22 protein-coding genes, 1 tRNA gene and 2 pseudogenes are annotated in these 16,472 nt (G+C 36.8%); 5 read left to right on the top strand and 20 right to left on the bottom strand.

From position 1 onward, the window contains the following. A partial coding sequence (locus MF4640_RS06875) for an IS5 family transposase (RefSeq protein WP_153042471.1) occupies positions 1 to 419 on the top strand: 419 nt, incomplete at its 5' end. A 556-nt stretch (positions 420 to 975) separates the two neighbouring features. Here the strand turns inward: MF4640_RS06875 and MF4640_RS06865 are convergent. Next, positions 976 to 2,355 carry a hypothetical protein gene (locus tag MF4640_RS06865; RefSeq protein ID WP_005006018.1) on the bottom strand — a complete coding sequence of 460 codons (1,380 nt, stop codon included), beginning with the start codon at positions 2,353 to 2,355 and terminating at the stop codon, positions 976 to 978. Between the two features lie 150 nt (positions 2,356 to 2,505). Between MF4640_RS06865 and umuD the strand changes: the two genes are divergently transcribed. Next, positions 2,506 to 3,066, top strand: a complete 561-nt coding sequence (umuD, locus tag MF4640_RS06860; protein ID WP_078389079.1) for a translesion error-prone DNA polymerase V autoproteolytic subunit — start codon at positions 2,506 to 2,508, stop codon at positions 3,064 to 3,066. Next, entirely contained in the window at positions 3,063 to 4,352 is a 1,290-nt protein-coding gene (locus MF4640_RS06855; RefSeq protein ID WP_078389078.1) for a Y-family DNA polymerase, read from the top strand. The genes umuD and MF4640_RS06855 overlap by 4 nt, the downstream gene beginning before the upstream one ends. A gap of 28 nt (positions 4,353 to 4,380) precedes the next feature. Here the strand turns inward: MF4640_RS06855 and MF4640_RS19260 are convergent. From MF4640_RS19260 to MF4640_RS06770, 17 genes are all read right to left on the bottom strand, one after another. Then, positions 4,381 to 4,472 (bottom strand) — tRNA-OTHER (locus MF4640_RS19260). Between the two features lie 35 nt (positions 4,473 to 4,507). Next, positions 4,508 to 4,756 (bottom strand): hypothetical protein, encoded by a 249-nt coding sequence (locus tag MF4640_RS06850; protein ID WP_005006022.1) that lies wholly within the window; start codon positions 4,754 to 4,756, stop codon positions 4,508 to 4,510. Positions 4,757 to 4,790: 34 nt separating this feature from the next. After that, positions 4,791 to 5,252: a hypothetical protein gene (locus MF4640_RS06845; protein ID WP_078389077.1), complete on the bottom strand. Its 462-nt coding sequence runs from the start codon at positions 5,250 to 5,252 to the stop codon at positions 4,791 to 4,793. Positions 5,253 to 5,512: 260 nt separating this feature from the next. Beyond that, complete coding sequence (locus tag MF4640_RS06835) at positions 5,513 to 5,746, bottom strand: hypothetical protein (RefSeq protein ID WP_005006026.1); 234 nt, start codon at positions 5,744 to 5,746, stop codon at positions 5,513 to 5,515. Between the two features lie 331 nt (positions 5,747 to 6,077). Next, positions 6,078 to 6,503, bottom strand: coding sequence for a hypothetical protein (locus MF4640_RS06830; protein ID WP_005006029.1), 426 nt, complete (start codon positions 6,501 to 6,503; stop codon positions 6,078 to 6,080). Between the two features lie 38 nt (positions 6,504 to 6,541). Beyond that, a complete protein-coding gene (locus tag MF4640_RS06825) occupies positions 6,542 to 6,697 on the bottom strand; it encodes a hypothetical protein (protein WP_005006030.1) in 156 nt (51 codons plus the stop codon). A 181-nt stretch (positions 6,698 to 6,878) separates the two neighbouring features. Further along, positions 6,879 to 8,027, bottom strand: coding sequence for a hypothetical protein (locus MF4640_RS06820; RefSeq protein WP_005006031.1), 1,149 nt, complete (start codon positions 8,025 to 8,027; stop codon positions 6,879 to 6,881). A gap of 180 nt (positions 8,028 to 8,207) precedes the next feature. Further along, entirely contained in the window at positions 8,208 to 8,519 is a 312-nt protein-coding gene (locus MF4640_RS19590) for a zinc-finger-containing protein (RefSeq protein ID WP_227518629.1), read from the bottom strand. A gap of 96 nt (positions 8,520 to 8,615) precedes the next feature. Continuing rightward, positions 8,616 to 9,086 carry an IS5/IS1182 family transposase gene (locus MF4640_RS06810; protein WP_077165880.1) on the bottom strand — a complete coding sequence of 157 codons (471 nt, stop codon included), beginning with the start codon at positions 9,084 to 9,086 and terminating at the stop codon, positions 8,616 to 8,618. Further along, positions 8,978 to 9,451: a transposase family protein gene (locus MF4640_RS06805; protein ID WP_101495474.1), complete on the bottom strand. Its 474-nt coding sequence runs from the start codon at positions 9,449 to 9,451 to the stop codon at positions 8,978 to 8,980. The genes MF4640_RS06810 and MF4640_RS06805 overlap by 109 nt, the downstream gene beginning before the upstream one ends. Positions 9,452 to 9,523: 72 nt before the next feature. Beyond that, positions 9,524 to 9,919: a hypothetical protein gene (locus MF4640_RS06800; protein WP_227518628.1), complete on the bottom strand. Its 396-nt coding sequence runs from the start codon at positions 9,917 to 9,919 to the stop codon at positions 9,524 to 9,526. Positions 9,920 to 10,020: 101 nt separating this feature from the next. Further along, positions 10,021 to 10,629, bottom strand: coding sequence for a hypothetical protein (locus tag MF4640_RS06795; protein ID WP_005006032.1), 609 nt, complete (start codon positions 10,627 to 10,629; stop codon positions 10,021 to 10,023). 31 nt (positions 10,630 to 10,660) lie between these two features. Next, the gene (locus MF4640_RS06790) at positions 10,661 to 11,494 is read right to left on the bottom strand and encodes a hypothetical protein (protein ID WP_005028546.1); all 834 of its coding nucleotides are present in this window, start codon (positions 11,492 to 11,494) and stop codon (positions 10,661 to 10,663) included. A gap of 12 nt (positions 11,495 to 11,506) precedes the next feature. After that, positions 11,507 to 12,148, bottom strand: a complete 642-nt coding sequence (locus tag MF4640_RS06785) for a hypothetical protein (protein WP_005006038.1) — start codon at positions 12,146 to 12,148, stop codon at positions 11,507 to 11,509. Positions 12,149 to 12,368: 220 nt separating this feature from the next. Next, a complete protein-coding gene (locus MF4640_RS06780; protein WP_005028543.1) occupies positions 12,369 to 12,899 on the bottom strand; it encodes a hypothetical protein in 531 nt (176 codons plus the stop codon). A 200-nt stretch (positions 12,900 to 13,099) separates the two neighbouring features. Beyond that, complete coding sequence (locus MF4640_RS06775) at positions 13,100 to 13,588, bottom strand: hypothetical protein (RefSeq protein ID WP_068523932.1); 489 nt, start codon at positions 13,586 to 13,588, stop codon at positions 13,100 to 13,102. Positions 13,589 to 13,660: 72 nt separating this feature from the next. Continuing rightward, on the bottom strand, positions 13,661 to 14,095 hold the full coding sequence (locus MF4640_RS06770) for a DUF6573 family protein (protein WP_005006045.1): 435 nt from the start codon (positions 14,093 to 14,095) through the stop codon (positions 13,661 to 13,663). A gap of 152 nt (positions 14,096 to 14,247) precedes the next feature. Here MF4640_RS06770 and MF4640_RS19965 point away from each other — a divergent pair. Both MF4640_RS19965 and MF4640_RS19960 read left to right on the top strand, forming a co-directional pair. Then, positions 14,248 to 14,424, top strand: a pseudogene (locus tag MF4640_RS19965) (cold shock domain-containing protein); the annotation flags it as partial. Positions 14,425 to 14,607: 183 nt separating this feature from the next. Further along, positions 14,608 to 14,745 (top strand): annotated as a pseudogene (locus tag MF4640_RS19960) (excalibur calcium-binding domain-containing protein); the annotation flags it as partial. A 69-nt stretch (positions 14,746 to 14,814) separates the two neighbouring features. On the opposite strand, the gene MF4640_RS06760 reads toward MF4640_RS19960, so the two are convergent. Together MF4640_RS06760 and MF4640_RS06755 are read right to left on the bottom strand one after the other, a co-directional pair. After that, a complete protein-coding gene (locus MF4640_RS06760) occupies positions 14,815 to 15,153 on the bottom strand; it encodes a hypothetical protein (protein ID WP_005006049.1) in 339 nt (112 codons plus the stop codon). Positions 15,154 to 15,310: 157 nt separating this feature from the next. Beyond that, positions 15,311 to 16,408 (bottom strand): hypothetical protein, encoded by a 1,098-nt coding sequence (locus MF4640_RS06755; protein WP_005006051.1) that lies wholly within the window; start codon positions 16,406 to 16,408, stop codon positions 15,311 to 15,313. Positions 16,409 to 16,472: the final 64 nt, after the last annotated feature.

The raw sequence follows: 16,472 nt of genomic DNA, 5'->3' as shown, positions 1-16,472 counted from the left end.
ATTCACAGGTGCTTGGTGATTTACTTAATCAGATTCCACAAGATGAGCAGATTGACTCTGTTTATACCGATGGAGCTTATGACACCAAGCAATGCCGTCAGGTCATTGCAGATCGGCAAGCACATGCAGTGATTCCACCTAGAAAAAATGCGAAACCATGGAAAGATAGAAAGAGTAGCTCGCTAGAGCGAAATGAATTACTTCGAACAGTTAAACGTTTAGGCAGGACATTATGGAAAAAATGGTCAGGCTATCATCGCCGCAGTTTGGTGGAAACCAAGCTGCATTGCATCAAATTATTAGGCGATAAATTAATGGCAAGAAGCTTTCCTAGTCAGGTGAATGAAATTCATGCACGTGTAGCAGTCCTCAACCGATTTACGGAATTAGGTCGACCACTTACCCAAATTACGCCTTAAATTTGGCTCAATTAGGGGCGCTTTGCATTTCAAATCTTTGTGCAACAAAGCCTGATAAAACTGGAGTTCCTAACTATTAAAAGTAGTTAATATTGATGTTTAAACTATAATATTTTACAGTTAATAATTAATAAAACCTATGCTTAAAATGTTCAACCGGGCTGTATGGCACAGCGTTAAAAAAGAAGAATTTGTTTTATAGGGGATTCAATGCGCCCGGAAGATACTAATTCCTGTGTATAACGCCGTTCATACCAGCAGTTTTTCTGTTGATCAATCAGTGGAGATGGATTGTACAATCCTAAGTTGTTTTGGCTTGAAAGATTTTATCTCTAAAGAAGCAATGTACGAATATGTTTGTGAAAATTTGCATTTAGACTTAGACGAAGTAGATGGAACAGAGCCATTAATTATAAAGCAGGGGAATAAGTTTATCCTTGTCTGTGATCGTGGATTCCCATCGGATATTGAAGATCCGAGTATTTATAATTACTTGTCCAATTATATCCAATAGAAATCATTTTCTATAAAACAGAGTGTGTTTCCACACTCTGTTTTATACGGTATTTAGGTCCTTTAAAAGTTCAAAAGCATCCATTTCTTTAACGATGTTCAATAAATATTGCCTGTTGTTTAATAGCAATTCATCAAAGTGACGTATATCAACGATATTACTTAAATTATGTATTTTGAATTGATTTTTTGACATGTAATTAATGCATTCATCTTGATCAAAACATTTTGTTGCTGGAGATCCTGATTCACTTATGAAAATAATGCTGCTGTTCCACATAGATAAATAAAAATATCTGTAAATTTTATCATTTCGCGAAGAGTACCAGTCAGGAAGCATAATTTCACAAGAGTACTTAACATCACCTCCATGAGAATATTGATCCCAAAGTTCAATCATTTCAGAACGTTTTAATTTAGATGTCTCCAGTGCTAAAACTGTGTATTGAGAATCCCTACTTAACCCTAATTTAAAACACATATCTGCGTAATTAATCTGATCGATATCAATTGTGTCTTTGTATCGTTGTTTTTTTAATTGATTCAATAATTCAATCTGATTGCTTGTAAAAATATCCATCCATTGAGTAACTGGCAATGATTTTATTAGGGCCAAAAAAGCTTTTTTATCTTCTCTGGTGCAATCTATGTCTTCTTTCACTTGTCTATTCCGCAAGTATCCATAATTGCCATTTTCTAAATCGGAGCTAACCCAATATGCATCCTGTAAAGTTCTATCGGCTTTACTTTCTAAAGGTGTAATGTCAAATAGTCGGAGATCGTTAGGACAGCACTCTGTAAATGTTGGATGCTTAATAGGTCTGCTGGTATACGCTATTAAAGTTTTACGATGCTTTGATAAGAGAAAAACACTATCTAAATAGTTAGTCATCGTGTTTAGAACGGATAAAGGTAAGGCATATTCTTCATTTTTAGTTTTATATGTATCTAGGACGTCTATCTCAGAGTAACATTCAATATAAGGATAGTGTTGATGCTGACGAAAATTAGCAATAGCTTTTTTATTCTTACTATCAGAAAACTCATATTGAATATTATTCGAGTCTAACCAACTATAAAATGATTGATTAATAATATCCTTCACACGATGATCGATAACCAGGATATCTGGTATTCCAAAAACTAATGGAATATTTGGGCCATTAGTCTTGTAGTAACGGCTCCAAAAAGTCTTCAGGAATTTTGACAGGGAACAACTACTGTCATTTTTTTCATAATATTCCGTGTAATTTAATGGAAAATCATTGACGGAGATGCCAAGTAAACATAATGGCTGCATTGATAGATCAGGATCTATAACTAATGGATCATTAGAACGCATTACGCCGTAGTTAGGCTCTATGAATACCCGTTTGCAAACCTGTACTGTTAAGTAATGAATAATTGGCATCATCTCTGACATATTACGTGTAAATTTTATTATTCATAAGATAGACGATCTTTATTCTAACTCCAAGGATAACCCATTGTGTATTGGTAACTTTTAAGAAATATTTGAACAAACATACAGCTCTCAATACAATGGGGCTCAAATCATAGTAAGGTTTTTTTCATGTCTACTTGCAGTTCAACGTCAGGAAAACCTGAAACGAAAGTTATCGCATTTAGCGGTGCAAATAAAAAGATAAGCGATATTCTTGACCTCGAGCACGTCAGATCTAACTCGCTTTTACAAATTCCTATTGCAGCTGAATTATTATCAGCTGGATTTGCATCACCAGCACAAGATTTTATTGAAAAGTCGGTCGATCTCAACGAAATGCTGATCACCAATGAGTACTCTACGTTTATTGGTAAAGTAGGCTCTCGTTCCATGCTAAATGCTGGTATAGATATTAACGATAAGCTCATAATCGATAGAAGCTTCGATGCCAAGCATCTAGATATTATTGTTGCTCAGCTAGAAACAGACTTTACCGTTAAGCGGTTGATGATCACCAAGCAAATGTCAGCTGGTGAAATTAATGAAATTTTTGGTCCAGATGCAAAATCTATCCCTCCAGTTTGGCTTAAAGCAGAAAACCAAGAGCACTCACATATTTTTCTAAAACCTGAACAGGAATTGATTGTGTGGGGCGTAGTGACTTACATCATTAAAGACGCACGAAAATGACAAACCGGGTATTTATTCATGTTGATATAAATTCGGCATATTGTTCGATGGAAGCATTTTGGAACCCTAAGTTAAAGGGTAAACCATGCGTTGTCTTAAGCTCTAATGACGGAACAATCATCGCGAGAAGCGCTGAAGCTAAACTCTTAAAAATCCCGATGGGTGCGCCACTCTTTAAGGCCCAAGACATCATCAATAAACATAACGTTCATGTGCTATCGAGCAATTTTGCGCTGTATGGCGAAATGTCACGTCGTTTTCATGGAATATTATCTGGTTTTGTAGATCCAAGCTGTTACAGCATTTACAGCATTGATGAAGGCTTTATAGAATTTACTCAATTTACTAAAAACTTTGATGCTACTGAAATGGCACGGGAGATTCGGCATCAAGTATATAAGCTTATTGGCTTAACAACGTGCGTGGGTGTTGGTAGAACACTGACTGAAAGTAAAATGGCCAACAACCTTGCCAAAAAGAATCCAGAATTAAATGGAATCTGTAATTTAGTGACAATGAGCCTGGTAGATGTCGAAAGCTACTATCAAAGCATGCCAGTTGATGAAATATGGGGTGTAGGGCGAAAGTACGCTAAAAAGCTTAATGACATGGGGATTTTAACTGTGCTGGATCTTGCAACATCCAACCCGAATCGAATGCGTGAACTCTTCAATGTGAATATGCAAAGTACGATTTTAGAATTGCTTGGCCAGTCATGCTTTGAATTTGAAAGTTCACCTAAGGCGAAACAACAGATTGTCTCGAGCAAATCTTTCGGCCAGAAAATTACTGAGCTCTCAATTCTTCAAGAAGCCGTCAGCAAATATACCCATAATGCATTCAATCGGCTTGTTGATGAACACCAGCTTTGCGGATCTCTGATTGTTTTCTTGCAATCCAACCCATTTGACCAGTCAAAACCGTATTACAGCAAGTCGTTAACATACACGTTTACCCAACCTACAAACAATTTGATGCAACTTGTTAAAGCTGCCACATCACTGATTGATAAATTGTACAAAGAGGGGATAGAGTTTAAGAAATGTGGCGTGATGTTGTGTGAATTGATAAAAGAAGAACATCGCACGATCGGCCTACTAACTGACGTAGAGCAGCTTGAAAAAGAGCAAGCGTTAATGACGGCGTTTCAAAGCATTCAAAGTAAGTTTGGCAAGGCTAAAATTGCTGCTGGATCATGTAATCTGAAAAATAGAGATTGGGAACCTAAGTCAGAACGTCAAAGCCGTAACTATTTTAGTGAGGCTGGTATGATTGTCTTCAATTGATTCATTTGAGGGAATTTGTTGGCAATGACGGGGATGGTCAGACTCGAACTGACATTCAAGGAATTAAACCTTTGCTTTAATGAGATTGATTAGATCTCAAAACCAATTGGCTACACCCTCGGAAATATAAGTACTTTTACCTCCAAAATAAGAAATTAAGATTGCTGATAGCTTCTTGGTGATTCAGCTGGTGTACCATCATCATATCGCCAAAATAAGAAGCTTCCACTCCATTCGACATCACCTGAAGCATAGTCACGGATCTTATCGCTCCAGCGGATAGGTTTAATTTCATGGTCTAAGAATTCATCCCACACAATAAACGCCGTGCCATCTTTGTTTGGGATTTGGTCCTCGATGAAGAACCAGGGTGACTTCACATCACCAGAACAGCGTTTTGTCATTTTGTCTCTCTCACACTTTTGAGTAAGCCTCAAATTAATTGAAAAGATCATGAAAACTGTTTTGAACGTCAGACCGTGCGATCGGCGCTGTTTCTTGCTGCACAACTTCATCAATCAAATAAGCAACAGGACTTACAGATTGGCTTTTTGTGAAAGTCGGTGCACCAACTTCAGCGATAAACTTCTCGCTAATCGGTTTTTTTATTTCTAAGCGATACACACGGCGCAGCTTGTTTAAGCAATCAGACATCGATCCATCGCCAATACCGTGACGGGTTTTCTTGTTATCACGAGTCTTAAACGTGAAGTATGGAAAATGATTGGCCATGACTGCAGTAATGTCTTTACCAACCAGGTAAATGTGGCTGTGTGTTTCGTAGAAGTGGGTAAATGACGCCTCTACGTGATAAGCAGCCAACAAGCTTTTTGCTTGTGGGTCAGTGATAACCGATTTAACTTGGTTAATCATTTTTTTGGCAATTGTTTTGTTATTCATGATGAACACCTTATAAATTTGATTAATTAGATTGAGTTAATGCTAGTTGCGTAAAAATACGTGATAGGCACACTTTACATGTAACAAGGTGCGGTACCGTGTCCACGGTAACATCACCTACTTTCATTTTGAATTCTTTCTTTGCTTCATCTGCAGGGAATAAGCCTCCAGCTGAGCACAAGTACTGGTTTTTCTCACGAACCAATTTAGATCCTGAGTAGTCTTCAGCAAAAACCAAGTGAGTCACTGTATTTGATTTCTCACCATCGCGTTGCTAAAACCTTGGTGGACCATTCCTCCCACAAATTGAACTTTTTAGCTTGTTCAACCATATGGTGCAGATCTGCAGTAGAAATTCTAACTGATGGCATTGAAGGGTTATTTACTGATTCTGGCGCACGAGTTACACGAACAAGTTCTATAACTTCATGAGCTTCAATTGGACCATATTTGCGATCAAGGTTTTTGCTCAATAATTCATTAATAGTAGCCATTTCAACTCCAAGTTTTAAGCGTTGTGCTTCTAATTGTTAATTTTAAGATAGAACCTAAACCAAAAAACTTTTTTGAAATTATTTATTATTGTTTTACTGATCCTTGCTGCGACTTTTAACAGATAGCAGCTAAAAATGGTAATGAGGATGCTATTAAAATGATGGAAGCAATTAAGGAACCATAAAAATAAGCATTGATCCTGGTGCGCCAGATCTAGCGCTGGCCACAACCAAATTTCTAAACCTTTTTTTAATCAACTAAAAAAACATCGAATGCGGTTTTCAACTGCCAAAAAGTGAAGCAATAGACATGCTTCACTAATTGTTGTTATTAAACTTCAGTCAATTCATTAATATCTAGGATATGAACGCCGTTTGATGTCAGTAGCCAACATGGGAGGGTATGTGCTTCAGTGACTTGAAGTATGAGGCTGTTAAGAGTGTCACTAGATTTTTTGCAGTAAAGGCAATCAGGCTCAGGATTGCTACCATCATCATCAATCAATGGCGTGTCAGCAATTAAGCGGTATGAAGCATACTTAATGATGTCAATATCATCGGCATTGATTGGCTCTTTTGAGCTTAGGAGTACTTGCTCTAAGCTGAATGCTTCAGGTTCAATCCATTTAACCTTGCTGGTGTTTTCAATCTGGTAACTTAACTGAGTGCCATCAGCAAAAAACACGACAAATTGACCATCTTCAATGTGCTGTACTTTAAAATTGCATGGAATGGTGAATGTGTTGTAGTAATTCATGGGGTTTCTCCAAGTTGTAGGCGTTGAGCCTAAGTTGATTAATCGTTTAAAACAGATTCGATAAAAGAGAGTATTTCAGCTTTAAGAGATGCTGAAATGGTTGCAGTATTTAACTGGCTTAAATACATATCAGCTTTGTCTTTTATTTCTTTTGACGTTGCGGTTTTACGAATTAAAACTAATGTATTCCACATATTAAAACCTTTAAGGATAGTGATTAAATCTATATTCATTATACAAAGCGCAATAGCTGTTTAATTTTTCTTAAAATTTAAAAATTCAAAACCTTTTTAATCAATTAAAAAACATCGAATGCGCTTTAAAAAATGCCCAAAAGAAAAGGGATAAGGTTTTACGCTTATCCCTGTTTGGGTTTTAGATATGGCAATCAACAATCGTGATTATATAGTCGCTTGGAAAGCTCTTGAGCAAGGCTTGGTTTTTGTTTTCCCAATCTTCTTCCTTGCGAATATCCTGTCCAAACATGCCACACTCTGAACCTGTCCAGTCGCCTATTTCATCACCACTGGTCGCATCTAAGAAACAGTATGTACCGAATGGGTTTGCTGATTTTTTAGCTACGAATTCTTCACGGCTCACCAAAAATTCATCAAAATCATAGCCACTCAAGCCATAAAACTTATCAGTGTCATTGGCTCTAATTGTTTTGATTGAATCTTGGTTATGATAAATGTCACGCTTTTCATTGACTGTTTCGATTGATTCATCAGCCCACAATTCACTTAATGGACGCCAAGTACGTGAAGCATCACCGATACATTTTTCAAAGTAGTCATAAACACGGTTGGCTTCGGTTTTTAAACGGTTGATTTCGGATTCAAAATCAAGCTCACCAATCGGGCAACTATTCACATTACGTCCATCAAGACGCAACAGCATGTTTTTCCAACGTCCTCCGATTTCATACCAATCGTATTTCGGATTCGGGTTGGTGGTGGTGAAGTAATCGACCACTTTGCCATCAGCATCAAGCTCTATCCATTCTGTCCAACTTTCATCAGGTTTTTCACCTGTCAAAACAGTTGGCGTAACTTCTTCGTTATACCAATTAATGAACTGTTGAAGCTCAAACACTTCAGTACATGGCACATCTTTTTGATGCCATTGAATGAACATGCCTAAATCACGAATGCGACTTGAGTACGTACCATCATCGTTTTTGACCTGTACCACTGATAAATGCTCACCGCCGTTCGGGAAGTCAGCAAAAATATCACCTTTGTTGTTTTTGATGGCATCAAGCTCTAAGTCTGTTGCATCACGCACGAAACGAGGGTCGTCAAGAAACGCATAGCGTTCTTCACCATCATCTAAGATAGGCTTTGAGTTTTTCATCAAAGTGATTTCTGTCGATTCGTATTGGTCTTTAATTTCGTCCAATGATGATTCTGAAATGCAATATTTGTTTTTAATGCCTGAGCATTCAAATTCGTAAAATGGTTCTAGGGCATCTACAACATCACCATCAGGGGTGGTAACTACTGCAACTGTGAAATGTGACATTTTAAAATCTCCAAGTTTTGAGCCGTGTGCTCTACATCTGAGATTCCATAATAGCTATTAAGTGGCGTTTATAACTTTTTCTTAAAATATAAATGAAGCTGAATATAACAACGGTAGTGGTTCAGCAATGAAAATATTTTAATCAATTAAAATCACCGTATACGTTGAATAAAAGTAATATCAATTATTTCTATTTAATGAAATAAAATAAGGCTCACATATTAAAATAACCTGATTACATAGATCTATATCAAAAAAAGCAATGTGGCATAAATGGTGCGATATATTTAACTTTTCTGATAACCACTTATAGCCTAATCTTCTTGCTTGGTTTTTTGTTAGGTTCGGGTGTGTAATTAACTTTCTTTGCCATAAGTTATCAAAAAAATAATGTGCTTTTTTTCTGCAAGCTCTAAGTTCTTCATCTGCAATATATCCTAATGGTCTACCATCGCTATTAATTCCAACATACTTTGAACAAATAGGGCATATATAAGATTTATTTACTAATTCTAACTGAACTTCGCATTCAAGACATTTATATGATGGTAGGTGAATATTAGACTTCCTTCATAAATCATTTTTCAATCAATTTAATAGTTTATCTTTCACCCAATCTAAATTGTATATGCCAGCAAGTAAATTAAACCGCAGGTTTAATCGTTTACGACGATTTCTATATACACAAGATAAAATCTTAAAACATTTCATCCTTCCAAATACATGCTCTACTTGAATTCGTCTACGACCAATCTCTTTATTTAACTTTTTTAATTCAGAATCTAGTTTTTCAGTTTTCTTTGCTTTAGATGGCATGAGGCATCCAAAACCCAATTTCTTTATCCCTAAATACCCCTTATCAACGATAAAAAAGGGCTTAAATTTTAATTTCCTCATGCTTTTTTTAAATATTTTAAAATCATGCATGCTTCCATGACTTCCACATACACTCAGTATTTCACCTGTTGTATAGTGCATAGATAGCTGAAATTTAAAGGTATGTCGCTTTTTTTTACCGCTATACCATTTCTTCTGTTTTTTTTTGGACGTTGAACTAATATTTCAGTTGCATCAATCACAACAACTTCCCAATCCACTTCATCTCGATTAGGAAGTTGTTTTGGCAAGTTAAATTTTCCAGAACGGATTAAGGTATCTTCAATAACACGTGTGATACGAATTGCACTCGTTTCAGATACACCGTAACTCATACCAAGATGGAAAAATGTTCGATATTCTCTCCAATATTCTATACATAAGAGCAAACGATCTTCCAACGGTAATTTATGCGGTCGTCCTTTACCAATATGACGGGGTAACTGCTTATTTATCTCGGCCAGCATGAGGTTAAATGTAGCCCAACTAACACCGGTAAGCCTACGAAACTTAACGTCTGATAATTTTTGAATATCTTTGAATTTCATCCAAGGATTATCCCTTGAATTAAATAATTTTGCTGATTAATTTAAGATCAAATAAATTGTACGTTTTTTGATTTATGAAGGAAGTCTATTATTATGCCAGCCAAACTTAGACTCTATGCTATCTAGTGGTGCGGATATTTTATTTAATGGGCTATTTAAATAAACAGATAATTCTTTTAGAACACCAACATTGTTGCAACTATTAGCCCACCACAATAAAAAGTTATATTTCTGCTTTAAAATAACAATATTTTGAGTCTGGTTTTTCCAATACTGAAAAAGTACATTTATGTGTCTACCTTTAATCTCATTTGATCTAAGCCTGAACGTGTTATATCCGAATGATTTTAATATTGCATCACATTCTTTTATTAAGTAAAAGTTGTAATGCATCAGGTGATCTTCATTTGTATTTTTACTTTTATTCTGTTTTTTATTTAGTTCATTAAGCTGATAACTTAAAGTCATAAGGAATCCTATATTTAGGGTTTATAATTTATATGTTAAAGAAAATAAATAAAAGATGGCAATAATTAATAGTTGCCATCTTTTTGATTTCTAGTTAATGATTAAATATATTCTTCAACCGTACTGGTCATAAGTTTTTTCATCTTGTAAGGTTTGTAATGAGGAACATAACAAGGCTTGCAAACTGATTCATAGGTTTTGGTATCAGAATGATAATAAAAACGATCCAGTGGTTCATAACCGTTGCAATGATGGCAATAACGCTCAAAACCCAATGAAGTGAAGATCATCTTCTCCATAAATGCTTGTTTTTTATGTTTTGCTTTAAGTGTGGGTGAGTTTTTGACTTCACAAGAACAGATGTAATCTTGGTAATTATCTAACTCTGGTGATTCTTGGTATATACAAACAAACCGACTTAAGACATTCGGATCAAAAATATTCCATTGCTGGTCATGTTCTGAAAATAGGAAATATCCATCTGCACCTGATGGCATTTCTTTACTGTATTTCGAGTAATGGATAACATGTTTTTCCGTTGGCTCAAAGTCATTCAGGAACATTCTCAAGGTATTGATGTTCGGGAATTGGACTTTCATTAACTGTGCTTGAGTCACCAGATTGGATCTTGATTCGTAGTTCACCAGAACCATAATTTTACGGCTTTTGTCGATTCTGCCGATGATGTAATTATAGATATGATCAGACATTGTATTTTCTCCTATTCCATAGAGATCCATGTTAAGAACATGGATCATTCCCAAAAAATGCAATGAGATCGTTGCTCTGGTAGCTAAACTGCAATTCGATGTAGTCCATTTTCAGTGTGCTATCTAAGTACGGTGTAATGTCGAGTTGCACGAATGAATCAATAAATTCACTTTCTGCGCCATACGCATCTATTGAGCCTTTGAACAGCTCCAGTACATTGCATGTTACATAGTCGCCAATTTCTGATTTATGTGTCTTACATGATGGTAGGAGTGCCAAGTCATTCAGGATCACTTGAACATGAGTGCCATCATATGAGCCTTGATATAGGCTGTAATGTTTTTCAGGATTCAAGATACATTCAAGAACTAAATCAAAGTTGTTGCTGTAAGAGTTACGCATAGCGACATATACACTTTCTGCTACTGGCTTTTCGACTTTGGTGAGAGTGATTGAGTCTGAATACTCATGAGCGAACAAAATAGGGTCGTCTTCGTCTTGTTCTTCATCTGGCTCAATGTCCATTAACGCCAAGCGTCTATCTTTGGTTTCTTGGTCGAGAATTTCCCAACCATCGATAGATAAAGTACCGCCGTCAGCAAGTTGAATGAGAACAGGGGTTTCTTTGTCCTGATCTGAATTGTCCAGAATGGTGAAGATCCCTAGTAATCGAACCCATGAAGTGATTAACTGGCAAATGGGTAGGTTTTCATTAATTTCATGGCGATTCTTGCAAGACTCGCTAAACATCGCCAGATTTTCAGGGTGATTAATATCAATATAGACATTGTGCAAAACAGCATCAGCACTGGTGTTGTTTGGTGCTTCGTAGCTCAATTTAATCAATAAGTATTTTTTAGACATGATCAATATTCCTTAGTACAAAACTTCAGTGCCAACAACGCAATCCAAAAACCTGCCTTGCAGATCAAACACAAAAAATTGTTGCAGTTCTTTTTGTGTCGAGTGGATGTTAAAAACAGGCACAATCAAGCTGTCTTTTTCAAATAGGTTATGGTTGTTAATGACGAAATCATGAGCTGAATAGCAATGACCTTGCAGATATACACCGCAACGCATCAGCTTATCTAAATCAAAAGATTGAGAGATGTAGTGAACATCTTCTGGTGCATATTCACTGGCAATATCTCGGCTATATGCAAGATTGACTTGTTTGACCAAGCTTTGTTGAAAAAAGTCGCTGTCATGCACTTCTGAACGTGCGATGTCAGTAACAACTAAAATGGGTTGTGTTTCCCAAAAAATGCTGAGTAATTGATTAAAATCAAGATGTTCAGGGAATTGAACTTTTGAAGTAATCACGCCCCAATCATCAAGGGTTAAAGATAGAAAGTTTCCGTAATGATCACGCGGAATAACCGTTAATACATTAAGGTCTTGATGCAATTCTTCGTTATACGAAAAATCAGCAAGGGAATGACCTGTATTTAATTCAGGATTCACAATAATGTTTAATGTTTTAGAACGGTTTGTAAAAAAATCAAGTACGCTTTTCATATCTTCAACTCCAAGTTTTAAGCAATTGCTTAGGTATGAATTAATTATATCTGTGAAATATCCCTTAAAAACTTTTCTCAAATTACTTATGGAACTGGCAATGAAAAATTTCAATATTTTTTTAATCAATTAAAAAACATCGTATACGTCATTAAATCTAATGGCATAAAAAAAGAGGGTAGACCTTTATTGGATCTCCCTCTATTTGTTTAATGGTTTCTTATGACAGGTTGTTTTTAAAGTACTCAATCAGTCTTAAATAAACAGTGTTCGCCATAAAATGTGAGCTATGCAGCGCATTAAAATCTGCGACATCTTCAAAACATTCAGTCAGTAATGCACTGGCGAAACCTTTATTCCATGTATTGAACTTTTCCAGTTCTGCATCTGACAGCAAATCATATTGAATCATGTCATTAATGGCTTGGTGTTGTAAATTTATCGCCACATCCATGACTTCGCCCTCAATCAATGCATGAGAATCATCAGGACTGAATCTAAATGATTCGTGAGCGTCTGCGATGGCTTGAACCTGTAACGGTGCATTGACTTCAATGCAGTAGGCTTGTGACTTATGTTGGTGAAATAAAACGACATCCAGTTCAATGTTAAAAATAAACTGCGGATCTGCTTTGGTTGCTAAGCCAATCACATTGATGACGCAACTTGGTAAACCGTCATACGCTTGGGTGAAGCTTTGTAGCAAGTGGCGCACATTAGCAGTACCAGTATTAAATTTTTGTAGTTGCATTGTCGTATCTCCAAGTTTTAAGCAATGAGCTTTGATGTATTCATTATATCGGTGCATGTGGCCTGTATAACTTTTCAGTAAAAGTATTTCGGCTGATAGGCTCATGATTTCAAGTTATTTTTAATCAATTAAAAACACCGTTTACGGCCATCATCTTATGAAAGGAATAAGCTATGGGTGCTTATTCCTGGTGGGTGTGATTAGTGCGGTTCTACGTCATACGTGTTTTCATTTTCTTTAAGTCTGGCTTTTTCACGCTTCAGTCTTAAACGCTCTTGATGTTCCCTGTACAGGTTGGTGAGTTGACCGACTGGCAAATGTAGAAACTTTAGATCAATGTTTCTTACCCAGCTATCAACAGCAAACTTTTTGCTTTTTTTAACGTCTGGTATTTCGTAATGATCACCCTTGATTGCGCCTTTTACGGCATTTAACACGAGATCCGCGGTAGCTTCATTCCAGCACTTGAATAATTTAATGCCTTTAAACGCCTTATATTTAGCTGGTACTTTTTCACTGTACTTAAACAGCTCTCCAGTAGATGTCACGGCGATAAACCAGTCACAACGGACAAGCTTCATCGTTTCTATACGTTTTAATTCGTTTTTTTCTCTTTGTTGTTCTATTGCTTGCATATTTGCAAAGCCGAATAGGTCAAGGTTGTCAATTTTCATAGTAGCCATTTGCATTTTTAATACCTCTCAATGAACGTTCGGATCTCAAAAAACCTAGCATTGGTTGGTCAATGCTAGGTGTTGTGTTTATTGGTCTTCAGGCATCATAAAAGTAATGATAGGCTCACCATTCACGCCAGGCCCAACCGTAGCAATATTGGTGATTAAGGTGTCAGAAAAGGTATGCGGTGTATCTTGTAGAGCATATTTAAACTTAACGCTTTGGTCATTAAGTGCAACTGAACCACGAACGCTCATGTTCAACATATCAAAGATGGTATATCCCATTAAATCATTGATTTTTTCAGCATCAGCTTCCGTACCATTCGGAAAAATTGCTTTTGCAGCTGTCAGGTGCTTGTTATACAAGTTGCTTGTAATATAAACAGGGAACTTATAGAACTGTTTGCAATCTTTGGCATGTTCTTCTTTATCGCTAAGGCAAAGAATCACGCCCTCTTCTAAAGCGTCTTGTAAAGAAAAAACAGTGATGACTTCAGCACCAGCGAAAAAATTATTCATAATAGCTACTCCAAGTTTTAAGCAATTGCTTTTGATGTTTTAATTATAATAAATCCATAAACCTTAAAACTTTTTTTTAAAAAAAAGATAGTATTTATTCAGGTTTAATAATTATAATTAATATAGCTTTTAATATATATTTGAGGTTTTAGGTGGTACTAACAGGAACAATTAAAAATTATAATATTGAACGTGGTTTTGGTTTTATATCCACGAGTAATTTTGGTGATGTATTTTTCCATATTAAGGATTTTCAGAAAGGTGAACAGCCAATACCAGGTCGAGAGGTTTATTTCGAGGTAGTTAAAAAAGAAAATGAAAATAGGGCAATCCATGTTTACTATTCCGACCATGAACAAACGCAAGACAAGCAAAAACCATTGCCAATATATCTATGGATAATTTTTATTAGCATAGCTATTGGGGTGGCATATCTAGGTAGCATTCAATTAAAGAAATATCTATATAAAGATAATCAAACTACAAATGCTATATATCAAAAGCCAGTAGCCTATAAATGCGATGGTCGTAAGCATTGCTCTCAAATGCGATCTAAAGAAGAAGCTGATTGGTTTGTGAAAAACTGCCCAGATACCATGATGGATGGTGACGGCGATGGCGATGCCTGTGAAAATGATTCAAGGTGGTAGTTGTATAGTTTCAGACAATAAAAAATGAGCTATTAATACTTAATTAATAACTCATTCCTTAGGTTGATTTTAGATTTCTGCCAGTGTTTTACCGTCTTGTAATTCATTAATCTGCGCCAGTGTGACAGCTTGAGCGTCATATTCTTCTGTCACATACGATACAATTTCTTCTATTGAGCATTCACCAACTACACCCCAAAGCGTAAAATTGGTATGGGTTTTTTCATTCCAGATCTGCTCAACTTGTTCTAGATCCAGATGCCCAATACTCACCAAAAGGTCATAAGCCAATGCCCAATTTTCGTAACGGCTGACAGATTCATCAATGATAGGATCATCAGACATTAAATAGGTCATCATTGCCTTAGCTTTACAGAACTTTTGCATTGTTTCGTTTAAAGTTGTCATAAACATCATCTCATATTGATTGGTTTAAAATCATTTTATGCTGACAGGTGGTGTCAAAAACTTATTCAAAAACAAAATTATTCCAAACCATTTTTAATCAATTAAAAAACATCGCTTGCGGTTTTCATCCTAAAAAGGTGCCAAATGGCACCCTAATTTACAGCGATCCACAACCCTCCTTGTTGAATGCGCCTGGTGGAACCGTCCAGTTATCCGTGAACACTGGTAGGTAATAACTTTCAATTTTGGACTGTACCAGTGCTTCCATATCCTGAATGTCGAATGGCTCAATGCGATTGCTCAGACTGACGACATCGATCTTTGAGCGACTGATCGTACAGTCAAACTTTTGTTCATAACCAGCGATCAGCTGAGCGCGTTCAGGGTAGTAGGTGCTGATGGTTGACCAGATTTTAGGACTGTTGAAGATACAGGTCATGCATGAGCTACGGCCCCAACCTAAGCGATATGGCACTGGTGGCGTAACCTTGTACTTCTCCAGTAACGCCCATACTTGCTCTTCAGTGAAGTGAAGCACGTTCTTCCACCAGTCAACGCGTCTTGCTTTTTTACCGCTTCTACGGTCGCATGGGTGCGGTTCTAGCTGGTTGTACTTACTGCGGTTTGGTGACTCTTCACGGCGTTCACCAGTGATAAAACAAATGTTCTTGCCGTCAAAACGTTCTTGGTTGTTCAATGCTCTGCGTCCGACATCGATCTTTAACGCTGAAGAACACCAGCGCGTCATGAGGCTGGCTGCTTGTTGTGGGAACTTCAAGCGTGTGCCTGGTTTACTGCGGTTGTTATCGCGTTCAAGCTTAATTAAGCCCTCTGGTGTTTCTACGAAGTGGGGTTTTGAGTAGCTGTTTTCTTTGAGCATTTCGCCAAGGAAACCGCCCTCGAGCCAACTGAAGTACAATGGTGTGTCGAATGCCTGAGCGAATGCTTTGGTATAGTTTTCCATGAACACCCAATCCATGAACGGCTGGTTTTCTTCATCAATTTTGTGGTGCCAAAGCTCAATTTTGCTTTTATCTACTCCAGCCTCCAGTAAGCGCAAATACGCTGCAATCGAATCCTTACCGCCACTTAAGCAGACAATAAAAATGTCATAGATACTTAGATCGATGTCTGGTGCTTCATGAAAAACATGCTCAGCCAGTTCTTTGTTTAGATCGGTACCAGACAGCAACTCCAGTTGCCCGGCTATTGTGGGGATGATGACTTGATCATCGTACTTATGCGCTGTATTCATTCGACTTACTCCAGATTTAAGGCTTTGTGCCTTGCTTGCTATGGATTAAGTATAGAGGGGTGTA

Source organism: Acinetobacter sp. MF4640 (assembly GCF_002018895.1).
GTDB classification, from domain to species: domain Bacteria; phylum Pseudomonadota; class Gammaproteobacteria; order Pseudomonadales; family Moraxellaceae; genus Acinetobacter; species Acinetobacter johnsonii.
This window is presented reverse-complemented; position numbering and strand designations above follow the sequence as displayed.